11 protein-coding genes are annotated in these 11,710 nt (G+C 47.8%); 3 read left to right on the top strand and 8 right to left on the bottom strand.

Features of this window, described 5'->3' with window-relative positions:
* Nucleotides 1-508: 508 nt before the first annotated feature.
* The 6 genes from L4C36_RS07910 to L4C36_RS07885 form a co-directional block, all read right to left on the bottom strand.
* Nucleotides 509-1,960 (bottom strand): bifunctional 2-methylcitrate dehydratase/aconitate hydratase, encoded by a 1,452-nt coding sequence (locus tag L4C36_RS07910; protein WP_428477254.1) that lies wholly within the window; start codon nucleotides 1,958-1,960, stop codon nucleotides 509-511.
* On the bottom strand, nucleotides 1,957-2,895 hold the full coding sequence (gene prpB / locus L4C36_RS07905) for a methylisocitrate lyase (RefSeq protein WP_428477253.1): 939 nt from the start codon (nucleotides 2,893-2,895) through the stop codon (nucleotides 1,957-1,959). The genes L4C36_RS07910 and prpB overlap by 4 nt, the downstream gene beginning before the upstream one ends.
* Before the next feature lie 177 nt (nucleotides 2,896-3,072).
* Complete coding sequence (locus L4C36_RS07900; RefSeq protein ID WP_428477252.1) at nucleotides 3,073-4,026, bottom strand: DMT family transporter; 954 nt, start codon at nucleotides 4,024-4,026, stop codon at nucleotides 3,073-3,075.
* A gap of 308 nt (nucleotides 4,027-4,334) precedes the next feature.
* A complete protein-coding gene (locus tag L4C36_RS07895; protein ID WP_428477251.1) occupies nucleotides 4,335-4,781 on the bottom strand; it encodes a hypothetical protein in 447 nt (148 codons plus the stop codon).
* A 295-nt stretch (nucleotides 4,782-5,076) separates the two neighbouring features.
* Nucleotides 5,077-5,616 (bottom strand): 3'-5' exonuclease, encoded by a 540-nt coding sequence (locus L4C36_RS07890; protein WP_428477250.1) that lies wholly within the window; start codon nucleotides 5,614-5,616, stop codon nucleotides 5,077-5,079.
* Between the two features lie 144 nt (nucleotides 5,617-5,760).
* On the bottom strand, nucleotides 5,761-6,063 hold the full coding sequence (locus L4C36_RS07885) for a DUF1330 domain-containing protein (protein WP_428477249.1): 303 nt from the start codon (nucleotides 6,061-6,063) through the stop codon (nucleotides 5,761-5,763).
* Between the two features lie 132 nt (nucleotides 6,064-6,195).
* Here L4C36_RS07885 and L4C36_RS07880 point away from each other — a divergent pair, with 132 nt between their 5' ends.
* Nucleotides 6,196-6,861, top strand: a complete 666-nt coding sequence (locus tag L4C36_RS07880) for a CatA-like O-acetyltransferase (RefSeq protein WP_428477248.1) — start codon at nucleotides 6,196-6,198, stop codon at nucleotides 6,859-6,861.
* A gap of 32 nt (nucleotides 6,862-6,893) precedes the next feature.
* On the opposite strand, the gene L4C36_RS07875 is transcribed toward L4C36_RS07880, so the two are convergent.
* Entirely contained in the window at nucleotides 6,894-7,757 is an 864-nt protein-coding gene (locus tag L4C36_RS07875) for a mechanosensitive ion channel family protein (RefSeq protein WP_428477259.1), read from the bottom strand.
* Between the two features lie 292 nt (nucleotides 7,758-8,049).
* Here L4C36_RS07875 and L4C36_RS07870 point away from each other — a divergent pair, with 292 nt between their 5' ends.
* Nucleotides 8,050-8,862 (top strand): AraC family transcriptional regulator, encoded by an 813-nt coding sequence (locus tag L4C36_RS07870; RefSeq protein WP_428477258.1) that lies wholly within the window; start codon nucleotides 8,050-8,052, stop codon nucleotides 8,860-8,862.
* A 33-nt stretch (nucleotides 8,863-8,895) separates the two neighbouring features.
* On the opposite strand, the gene L4C36_RS07865 is transcribed toward L4C36_RS07870, so the two are convergent.
* Nucleotides 8,896-9,486, bottom strand: a complete 591-nt coding sequence (locus L4C36_RS07865) for a sugar O-acetyltransferase (protein WP_428477247.1) — start codon at nucleotides 9,484-9,486, stop codon at nucleotides 8,896-8,898.
* Nucleotides 9,487-10,028: 542 nt separating this feature from the next.
* Between L4C36_RS07865 and L4C36_RS07860 the strand changes: the two genes are divergently transcribed.
* The gene (locus tag L4C36_RS07860) at nucleotides 10,029-11,348 is read left to right on the top strand and encodes an SLC5/6 family protein (RefSeq protein WP_428477257.1); all 1,320 of its coding nucleotides are present in this window, start codon (nucleotides 10,029-10,031) and stop codon (nucleotides 11,346-11,348) included.
* Nucleotides 11,349-11,710 lie beyond the last annotated feature (362 nt).

Genomic DNA, 11,710 nt, shown 5'->3' with positions numbered 1-11,710 from the left:
CTACAAAATTATGCAAGATTTATATATCACCGCCATCAAAATAATAAACAGAATGCATAATATTTGTGTCAAAATTGATAAAAACACACCCAATAGAATGACAGCGATCACATAAGCGAGCTTTTTCGCTCCTATGCATCACACTAGCCATTTTATATTTTGACACGATTCGTTATATTTCACGCCAAGCTTCGGTGCAAGCTTATATAAAAGGCAATATATGCCCACAAAATTATACTCTAAGGGTATATTCTAGGTTGAGTTAGGGACAGGACAATGAGTCAGGACGCGAAGCTAGTCAGAAAACGACTAAAAACACAGACGCAATCTGTATTAAGTAAAGCGAAAGATTCATTTTTGCAAAACTACAAGAAAGCCGCTTAGCGGCTTTTTTAGTTTCAGCGTGGATAGATTACGCCTGTTTATTACCATGGCCAACCCTACAGCAACTCCTCCCCTTGCATACATGCGTAAAACACCTAACTACCAAACACCAGATACCAAACACCTAGCTCATGACCCACAGTGCCATAAAAGCATCCACAGGCATCGTTTCGAGTCTCTCTTGATCACTGCAAACATTCAAAATAGCCTGACACCGTGCAACAGGAAACCGCGTTTGCACATTTTGCTCAAACTTATGAACAAGTAACGGCATGCCCTCATCACGGCGACGACGATGACCGATTGGATACAAGACCTCAACGTTATCGCTGGCACTCCCATCGGTAAAAAACACCTGCACCGCATTGGCTATTGCCCGTTTATTAGGATCCAAATAGTCTGCACTGTACTGCGCCGCTTCTTTAATCACCATTTTATCCCGTAACTGATCAATTCTGGCATCAGTCTGATGGCAACAATCTTCATAATGGTCGGCCGTGAGATCGCCGTACAATAGACCAATCGCAATCATGTACTGCAAGCAATGATCCCGATCGGCGGGGTTCGCTAATGCCCCAACCTTCGAGATGATCCGAATCGCTGACTCATGGGTCGTCACCTCTATTCGCGCAATATCCTCCAGCCGATCAATAATGGTCGAATGTAAGGCGACGGCACATTCCACCGCGGTTTGGGCATGAAACTCGGCGGGATAGGCAATTTTAAACAACACATTCTCCATCACGTAACTGCCTAGCGACTGCGGTAACGTCAGTTTGTCTCCCTGAAAAAGCACATCTTGAAAGCCCCATGTCGGTGCCGTTAACACCGACGGTAATCCCATTTCCCCTTTCATGGTTATCATCGCCAATCGCACGGCACGTGACGTTGCATCCCCTGCTGCCCACGATTTTCGCGAACCCGTATTGGGCGCATGCCGATATGTCCGTAATGCGCCACCATCTGCCCACGCTTGTGATAGCGCCGCTACGATTTGATCACGATCCCCCCCCAGCATGTGAGTGGTCACCGCCGTTGAAGCGACGCGCACCAGCAAGACATGATCCAACCCCACCCGATTAAAGCTGTTGCTCAGTGCCAGCACGCCTTGAATTTCATGGGCCTTAATCATGGCAGTGAACACATCACGCATGCACAAGGGGGGCTTTCCTTGTGCCACTGCAACGCGGCTCAAGTAATCTGCCGTTGCCAAAATCGCTCCCAGATTATCTGAAGGATGGCCCCATTCTGCGGCGAGCCAGGTATCGTTGAAATCTAACCAGCGGATCATGCAACCTATATTGAATGCGGCGGCGATAGGATCCAACTCATACGCGGTACCGGGCACGCGTGCACCATTCATCACCGTTGTGCCGGGCACCACCGGCCCAAGATGTTTACAGCATTCGGGAAAACGCAATGCCAACATCCCGCAGCCCAAGGTATCCATCAGGCAATAGCGGGCAGTTTCAAAGGCAAGAGGGGAATCAATATCGGTGTTAACAACATAATCTGCGATAGCCACCAATAGGGTATCGGGATCGGGGCGATCATTCCTGTCCACATTCTGGTTCATTCTGACCTTCCTTTTCGCGGTGATGGTGCATCCGTGTCCATGGCATTAGCGTTAATCTCATTGGATGCGGTTATTGTTCCCGTATCAACTCCCTGCTCATACGCGTGATACCCCAAATACTGATATAACGCCTCGCGGGTTTGCATGGTATCCACCACTTGGCGCTGATGACCATCTTGTAATACGTGGGTATACACATTAAGGGCGGCTTGGTTCATGGCACGAAACGCTGACAACGGATACAGCACCATGTCGACACCGTGATCAGCGAGCTCGGCGGTGGAAAATAACGGGGTTTGACCAAACTCGGTAATGTTGGCCAGCACGGGGACATTGACCGCACGGGCGAACTGTTGGTATTGCGTCAACGTATAGATCGCTTCAGGAAAAATCATGTCAGCGCCAGCTTCGACATAAGCACATGCCCGCGCAATGGCAGCCTCCATACCTTCGACAGCCAGAGCATCCGTCCGCGCCATAATGACAAAATCGGGGTCGGTACGGGCGTTAACCGCAGCTTTGATGCGACCGACCATTTCTGAGAGGGAAACAATGGCTTTATTCGGGCGGTGGCCACAGCGTTTTTGATCAATTTGATCTTCAATGTGCACCGCTGCAACGCCGCAGCGTTCCATTTCCTTGATAGTGCGTGCAATATTCAATGCCCCGCCAAACCCGGTATCAATATCGACCAATACCGGCAAGGTTGACGCCGATGTAATACGCCGCACATCGACCAACACATCCGATAGTGCCGTCATACCAAGATCCGGCAAACCATACGACGCATTTGCGACCCCTGCGCCCGATACATATAAAGCCTGATGACCGATTTGCTCAGCCATCATGGCGCAGTAGGCATTAACGGCTCCCACAATCTGTAACGGATGATGGGTGGCGAGCGCGTGTTTAAATCGTTGTCCGGGACTGTTCATAACCCCTCCCTGTTCGTGGTGTAAAATTAACCACATACACAGAAAAATAGTCACCTTCACGCATATTGACAACTTTATAACAACACCATCGCATTATGCCGGACAAACAAAAACGGCAACCTTTCGGCTGCCGTTATGCTTTTTATTCTTGAGTACCGTAAACGGGTTAGCCCACCATCACGATGACGCTTTCATTTCATTCACCGCAGGCGATACACTGTCGACTACTGTTTCGCCTTGCGTCTCCGCAGACACTGAGACGGGTGCTGGTACTTTTGGTTTTCGCTGCGCCAATACGACCCCTGTCAGTACCATCATGCCACCGACATAATGGTACTGGGCAAGTTGTTCGCCCAGCGCAACACTCGCGATGATCGCCGTTAATACGGGCATTAAGTTCATGAACATCGCCGTACGATCGGCGCCCAGTACTTCAATGCCTTTCATCCAGCACCAAGGTGCAATCACCGATGCTGGGATCGCGGCATACATGATCAATGGGAGCGATTCACCGGTAATCGCCATGCGCTCACTGCTCAGCAGCATCGGTGTCAGCATAGTCACAGCCAGCACCCCCTGCACGTACACCGATTGCCAGTTTGTTAGCGGCATTTTCCAACGCTTAAGCAGCACACAATACAAGGCATAAACAAACGCCGCCAGCAGCACCAAACCATCACCTTGTGAAATGCCCTGCTGCGCCAAATTCATGATATTGCCTTTGCTGAGCATCAGCACCAAACCAGCCAATGACAGCACCGCGCCCACAACACCGACAATGCGCATGCGTTGTCCCAACAACGGCACACTCATGAACATGCTGATCAACGGCACCAACGACACAATCAACGCCATGTTGGTCGCCGTGGTGGTGGCCGCCGCAAAGTAGCCTAACGATTGGTTAAGCACCATGCCGAGTAGCGCTAAAAACGCCAATTTGGTCAGATACGGTTTAATGATGTCACGGTTACGCCAGACCGACGGCAAGACAAACGGCGTTAATACCACCATGGCGAAAAACCAGCGGTAAAAGGAAATGGCGCCAGGATCAATCACGCTGACGGACAACTTATTGACGATGGCATTCCCTGACCAGATGATCACGGTCAGTAAAGGAAATAGATAAAACATGGTGTGCCTTTTATAAAATACTCGTGATGAAGGACTCATCGAGCACATATTGTTACACGTCAGATTAGAAATAAATATCTCTAAAAAGACATCATAACGCTATGGTCAGACACAGGCTGTTGATAGGTCGGCTCGCGCAGCGCTTAGCCGCTTTTAAGTACGTCAACCAACCAACTTAAACAATTGATAAATAATGCAAAAATAAATCACAACGATGTTCTCTCACCACTCTTTCTTATTGGGAAAGAGTGATGCACCTCACAGGAAAACGATTGTTTTATACTCGTAACACCACGCAGAGGATAATGCTACACCGTCGCTTCAACACCAAGTGACTCGGCAGCAGGTAACCAATAGAACAGATTTTCAAACACCTCACTTGGGCTCGGTTTTTTGCTGCTACCGATCATACTCGCATAGTGATCAATCAGATGATCCACTTTCGCTAACGGATAATAAGGTTCATCAATCCGACGCCATACTGGCGAATGATCAATATAAAAGTGCACCGCATTCACCGCTTCATCGAACCCGTCATGGGTCGAAATTTGCCTTGGGCCATCCCAAGAAAAACTGTCGAGCACATACACCCCAATGACACCCGATTCTTCGTAACACAGTTCATCAATAAACGGGACGTTCCACCAGCGTTTCAGCTCTGCTTTATTGCGATACTCATTTAATTTTTCCTCACAAGGAAAGGCTTCCTTGTTATCCCGAGTGCGTACCGGAATACGACATGTTGTGAAATACATAGCCAACCAAATGCATAATAATATTTTTATCGCGCCATACTAGTGAGCCTTATGCGTATGTCAATGCGTGAGACACAGAACTGTGTACATGCCTTCCATAATTAAGTAACAATTTGAAACACTTTTATTGCATGCAAGGGGCGTGTTTTGAGTAGGCAGAGTAAAAGCAGGTAAATGGGACGAAAAAAAGGCGTTCTAAATAACGAAGGAAATATAACGGAGCTAAGGCATGAAGGCCGCTTGCCTTTTATAGAGGAAACAAAGGCAAGCAAGAAAATGGATTTTGGTAGGTACGTTATTCTGGGATGAACATAGTTTTGGCAAGGCGTGCGAGGTTATACGCATCGTCATAGCCCGAATGCTGACGCCCTTTCCATTCAACACCCGCAATTTCCATTGCGGCACGTTGTCCACAACGGCGGTTTGGCACATGACGCTGCAAACGGAACAAAGTCGCCATGTTTAAGTATTCATTGAAAGGAACATTTAGCCCTTTCGCTTTGCATTCTTTGCGTAAGATCAGATCATCACGGCCCCACGCGGCATAAATCTTATGACGGCCGCCAAACTTCTGCTCAATCGATTTAAGGATCACTTCCAACGGCTTGCCATTTTTCTCGATCACTTCTGGTTTAATGCCTGTCAGCTCCGTACAAAATGGGGAGACCTCGTCATGCTCAGGTTTCACAAAATGCTGTGCACGTCGGACAATTTCACCGTTTGTCAGATCAAGTTCTGCCACACCAATCTCAATGATCTCTCCGGTTCTTGACTCTCGGCCATCATTCCAACAGCACATTTCGAGGTCAAAACAGACAATACGATTAAAATTCATTTCACTTCCAGACATCACACTAAAACTGGCACGAAGGATAGCACTAAGGGGGTGTTATCGGCAAAAATTGATCCCGATAAAATGGCGCAACGCCTTGTTTAACCCTGTCTGGCGATATTCCCCTTCGTTCATCGAATATCAACGTTACGCATTATCGTCTTTCCCTTCCACTAAAAAATGATGGCTGTCGGAACCTTCTGTGCGTGCTTGCAGGTACGGGGAATAATCGGGATCGGCCATGAAGTCTAACGCCGCCGCTTTCGATGGCCATTCAATGATCACCTGTAACACTGCATTCTCTCCTTCCCCTTCTAAGCGATCAAAACTACGGGTACGGGCCAAATATTTACCGCCGTATTTCGCCACGGCTTTATTGGCATTTTCCACATAATCGGTCATCCAATCATGGGAGGTCGGTGTCACACTAATAATGGAGTAATATGCCATACCTATACCTTTCGTCGGTCATTGAACAAACGTTCTTTCAATAATATGCCGGATAGCAAAAATGTGTGAACCACAGTACAGCATTGTTTTTCTAACCACGTATTATCAGCCGTGATTTTTCTTTGAAAGGGTATGACAATAACCATGCAACAGCCTGTTTTTATTCCAATTGATTACGATACATGGTCACGAAAAGAGACCTTTGAACTGTTTTCCACCGCGCGTAAATGCACCTTTGATATTGCCGCTAACATCACGGTCACAGCACTCAAGGCCTACAGCCATCAGCAACAGGTGCCATTCTCTACATTAATGACATTTTGCATCAGTCAGGTTATTAACAGTCACCCCAATTTTCGTACCGAAGTGAATGCCGAAGGCACATTAGGCTACTGGGATACCCTGCATCCGCTGTATACCATCCCAACGCAAGATGAAGAACGCTTTACGCATGTCATGACACCGTTTACATCCGATTTCGCCGCTTTCTCCTCTCACATGCAGCAAGATACCGCGCACTATGTCACGACCACGACGCTCTACCCGCAAGCGCCATTGYCTGCCAATATTTTTGCGATCACCACCCTGCCATGGGTCGCGTTTACCAGCATCAGCTATAACGTGTACGGTGACGGTAACTACATGATCCCGTTTGTAACGGTAGGGAAATATCAAGATATGAATGGGCAGCTTCAACTGCCCGTGAGTGTGCAATTCCATCACGCGACTTGCGATGGTTTTCATGCGGGATTGTTCTTTGAACGGCTACAGGCGGCTATCGACCAATTTGCGGCTTAACCGCCATTAAAGAACATCTGTTGATGGTACCCTTACCTGTAAGGCACGGCCGGCATGCTGGTGTCGAGTTTATTATCGGTGAATGTTTCATGGTAAATCTGCATGAAATCTTCACGAATACGCTGTTCTAAATGGGTGGCCATTTCCGTTGGACAGAACAACATCACATGCACTAGCTGCTCTCCGGTCGGGGTCGTCGAAATGTGCACATGGGGCTCAGAACCGGGTAAATCCACACCTGCATGTTTTTCAATCACGCTGTTATAACGACGGGCGACATCAATAAACTCTTCACAATGTCCTTCGATTTGCTCAATCATTTCTGGCACGATCAAGAACAGGTTCACAAAATCCCTGACGGTGATCGAGAAGCTGTGGTAGACATACCGCTTCATGAAATTGAGGTTTTTAACCGGATAGGTGAAGAACATGCTGTTGGGCAACGTCACGGTTTTACCGGTGAAATGGTATTGGCCGTGGTAAAGGTCGATTTCCTGAATCACCGTGGCCATCATGTTGTGCTCGATCACTTCACCGCACACTTTGCCCACTTCGATCCAGTCACCGATACGAAACGAGCGTGCACTGGCGCGCTGTATCGACCCGGTAAAGCAGAGGATGATTTCTTTCGACGCCACCACAATCGCCACCGCAATGGCCGTTAATGACAGCGCAAATTCACTGATCTCCGATTGCCAGAGAATAAACAGGGTGATCACGATAAGGCCAAACGTGCCATTTTTGGTACGTGACATCCATTTACGCTGATGTTCAGAGATAAACGCCACATCACCGCGTATCTGTGACAAGGCCACACGCCGCAGCAGTAGCACGAACGCCATAAACAATAGGCTTAATATCACTTTATGTGCCATCAGAAAGTTGATGACAATCATTACCTCTTTCACACTTTATCCCTTCTTTACCGCTTAACGGCACCGACTGTCGATGTCGGCACCGTTAATACATCTCTCAGTATTGAAGCATAACGTTCCCATACATCTGGCGAGAGATCCACCCAGCACCCCGAATTAATACTCTTTTTCACCTAATGGAATGAAAAATAGACATAATAACCTCGCAGGTTCCGCATTATTGCTTGCCAATACCTACCCTGCCCATTACCGTATTTACATACCTGCCAAAGTGCTAAACGATGCCATGAAAAGCTGTGATAAAAATTCTGCGATGAACACGCGCTACCAACCGCTGTTTGATAATGATAATCCGCCGAGTGAGATCTTTTTTGGTCACGAGGTCTTTTTACCCAATACCACCACGCCTAATCACAGTCATCCGTGGGGGCAATTACAGGTCATCAATGGCGGGATATTAGAACTAAAAGCAGAAAAGAAGCGTTTTTTATCACCGTCGCAATACGCAGTCTGGGTGCCCGCGGGGGTGCGGCACGAAAGCTACATTCGCCGTAGCCTCAATTATTGCTCCATGAACATTATCGATGCGCTGGCCAAGCCTTTACCGGACTACACCTGCTTGCTCGAAGTCAGCCCGATCATGGAAGCCATCATCAACGACTTCAAGGCCCGTTGCATTGCCGTGCCGGAAACAGAACAAGATAAGCGATTAGCTAACGTGCTGTTAGATCAGGTCTACCAAGCCAAAGAACACGAACAGTTTTTGCCATCCAGTAATGACAAGTTGCTCAAGCCGATTTTGCAGGCCATGGATAATCATCCCACCAGTGACAAATCACTGAAGGCGTGGGCCGAGGAGTTGCACACGACAGAGCGCACCTTGGCGCGCCACTGTCAGGATAAATTGGGGATGAGCTTTACCGAATGGCGACAGCGACGTAAATTTTTGTATTCGCTGCATTTGCTGCGTAAAGGCTCGTCAGTGAAAGAAATCGCGCTAACCTTGGGGTATCACCAAGCCTCACCGTTTATTGCCTTATTCAAACGCCATGCCGCCTGTACCCCAGAGCAGTATCGCCAGCGTTTCTATCCCCGTAGTGATCCTCACGCTGGCGAGCCAAGATAAGCGAACTCTATCGATTGGTCCTGTCATGGCCAATTATAAACAGGACGACAGTGCTTCTTTGTCTTCATCTACCGCAATGGTGCGAATCGGCACAGCAGGCGAACCCACGCACACGGTATTGGCAGGCAGATCTTTCACCACCACGCTGCCCGCACCCACCACCACATTGTCGCCAATCGTCACGCCCGGACACACGGTCACATTGGCACCCAACCAAACGTTATGGCCAATAGTAATGGCATGAGCAAACTCCATCCCCGTTGTACGCGCAATCGGATCCAACGGGTGCCCCGGTGTCGCAATCACCACACTCGGTGCCAACAGGCAGTTATCACCAATCGTTACCGGGGCACAATCAAGAATGGTGCAACCGTGGTTGGCATAAAACCCCTTACCCACTTTCAGGTTATAACCAAAATCGCAATTAAATGGTGACTCAATCCACGCATCGGTGTCTTGTTGCAGTAACTGATTAATAATAGCCTGACGTGCCGGTTTATCTGTCGGGCAGGTCTGGTTTAACGCAAAGCACAATTTCTTCGCTTGTTGGCGATCCTGCGTCAACGTTGCATCCCATGTTTCATACATCTCGCCCGCCAACATTTTTTCTTTTTCTGTTTTCACTGTGTCTGTCCTAACAACGTGCTAATGCCACGTACACTGATTAATTCGCCCATTATCAGGATCAATGCCTTGAAAAGAGATCGCTTTTTCGCGTCTCTCGCCGCTAAAACAGCAAAAGGTTAACGGGATCACATTCGGTGAGCTTCCAAACTACAGAGAAGATAGCAAGGCAAAATAGTGCTTATGCTGTTTTCTTCTCTCTGTCTGTTTCTCAGCGCACAAAGCGGATGTTTTTACTATTGTGTGATCATTGTCATTACGCCAAGTAACTGATTTTTTATTCTAAGTTTGAGCTAGATCTTAGGATTATCATTTCAAAAATGACAAAAATCAAAGTGGAGAATTTCATTTCTGCATTCCCCCAAATTAAGCAAAAAGTTCCTCATTATTCCCTGTTTTACAGGAAACTTAGAAAGCTTTTCCCTTCTTGATCGCACTAATATGCCTGCGAAGAAAATAATGATAAAACGTCTCCAATTCCTTTGTCGCACTACAAAAAAGGCCAATTGGGGAATATAACCCTACACGGAGCAGCTATGAGCATGCATACAGACGCCATTAATGGTTCACCAAAAAATGTACCCCCTCACGTCAAAGCCGGCATGTCTGAGACGGAATGGAAAAAAGCAATTAAGTTCGACAATGTGGATGTGGGCTGGATCGTGATGAGTATCGGTATGGCCATTGGTGCCGGTATCGTATTCCTTCCTGTTCAAGTGGGTATCATGGGCCTGTGGGTGTTCTTGCTCTCTTCCGTGATTGGCTATCCGGCAATGTACTTATTCCAAAAGCTGTTTATTAACACTTTGGCGGAATCAAAAGAATGTAAAGACTACCCGGCGATCATTTCGGGTTACTTAGGTAAAAACTGGGGTGTCGCACTGGGCGTGCTGTACTTCATCATGCTGGTTATTTGGGTACTGGTGTACTCACTGGCGGTCACCAACGACAGTTCTTCATACTTGCATTCGTTCGGTGTGACGGAAGGCCACTTGAATGAAAACATGTTCTACGGCCTGGCCTTGATCTGTGTGTTGTCTTTCATTGGCAGCAAAGGCGAGAAACTGCTGTTTAAACTGTCTGGCTTTATGGCGGTAACGGTGCTGTCGCTGGTTGCGGTCATGGGCTTGCTGCTTGTCGGCCGTTGGGACATGGCGAACATCCCTGAAGTGGGCAGCTTCCTGCCAATGCTGAAAGATGCCATTATCACGCTACCCTTTACGCTGACGTCTATTCTGTTTATTCAATCTCTCAGCCCAATGGTCATTTCTTACCGCTCACACGAGACATCGATTGAAGTTGCACGCTACAAAGCCAACCGTGCAATGAAAGTGGCGTTCTCTATCCTGTTTGTGGTGGTGTTCTTCTTCGCGGTTTCCTTTACGTTCGCGATTAGCCAAGAGCAAGCGGTAGACGCAATGAACCGTAACGTGTCTGCACTGGCCATCATTGCACACTACTACGCGGGCAGCTGGGCGACGGTAACGGGTATCGTGATCAACATCTTCGCGGTTGTGACGTCGTTCTTCGGGGTATTCCTAGCCTTCCGTGAAGCGTGTAAAGGCTTGGCAATGAACCTACTTCAGCGTAAATACAAAGCAGAAGAGATCAATGAAGACTTGGTAAGCAAAGGCGTGGTGGCCTTCATCATCCTACTGGCTTGGTCTGCGATTGCACTGAATGCCCCTATTCTGTCATTCACGTCTATCTGTAGCCCAGTGTTCGGTATGGTGGGTTGTTTGATTCCGGCTTACCTAGTACACAAAGTACCTGAACTGCACCAGTACAAAGGTATGGCGACGAATTTGATCATCGCTACCGGTATCTTGCTGTGTATCTCACCACTGCTTGCTTTCATCTAAGCATGATCTGAATAAGCGTCATGAACAAGGCTCACCCTGTGTGGGCCTTGTTGTTTCTGCGCCGACTTATCCCTCACAATCATAACCCGTCTCTTTTGAACCATCAGTTAGCGGTTTTCTCCCCTCTTCTTTTTATGCGCTGACATGCCAATCGCGTAGACCATTTTTACTATAACGCCCGTCCCTGTCTGGAAATTATTGCGTCACTTCACAGTTCGCTTCCGCCGTGAATGTGACCCCGTTAACACTGTTATTTTCACCGTTTTTACGCCCGTCTCTTCATCTCAATATCGGCTCGTGAGTCTCTTTTCAAATTTTCATGTTCGTTGCTTTCATCTATCAACAACAAAAAGACGTCGCTC

Origin of the sequence: Photobacterium japonica (assembly GCF_050337005.1) — a bacterium.
GTDB lineage: Bacteria > Pseudomonadota > Gammaproteobacteria > Enterobacterales > Vibrionaceae > Photobacterium > Photobacterium japonica.
Note: the sequence above shows the minus strand (reverse complement) of the source record. Positions and strands in the feature narration are given on the sequence as shown.

Excerpts from the sequence above, each read along its gene's own strand:
- L4C36_RS07910 (WP_428477254.1), bottom strand. The coding sequence starts at position 1,960 with ATGAACCAGAATGTGGACAGGAATGATCGCCCCGATCCCGATACCCTA.
- prpB (WP_428477253.1), bottom strand. The coding sequence starts at position 2,895 with ATGAACAGTCCCGGACAACGATTTAAACACGCGCTCGCCACCCATCAT.
- L4C36_RS07900 (WP_428477252.1), bottom strand. The coding sequence starts at position 4,026 with ATGTTTTATCTATTTCCTTTACTGACCGTGATCATCTGGTCAGGGAAT.
- L4C36_RS07895 (WP_428477251.1), bottom strand. The coding sequence starts at position 4,781 with ATGTATTTCACAACATGTCGTATTCCGGTACGCACTCGGGATAACAAG.
- L4C36_RS07890 (WP_428477250.1), bottom strand. The coding sequence starts at position 5,616 with ATGAATTTTAATCGTATTGTCTGTTTTGACCTCGAAATGTGCTGTTGG.
- L4C36_RS07885 (WP_428477249.1), bottom strand. The coding sequence starts at position 6,063 with ATGGCATATTACTCCATTATTAGTGTGACACCGACCTCCCATGATTGG.
- L4C36_RS07875 (WP_428477259.1), bottom strand. The coding sequence starts at position 7,757 with ATGATTGTCATCAACTTTCTGATGGCACATAAAGTGATATTAAGCCTA.
- L4C36_RS07870 (WP_428477258.1), top strand. The coding sequence starts at position 8,050 with ATGAACACGCGCTACCAACCGCTGTTTGATAATGATAATCCGCCGAGT.
- L4C36_RS07860 (WP_428477257.1), top strand. The coding sequence starts at position 10,029 with ATGCATACAGACGCCATTAATGGTTCACCAAAAAATGTACCCCCTCAC.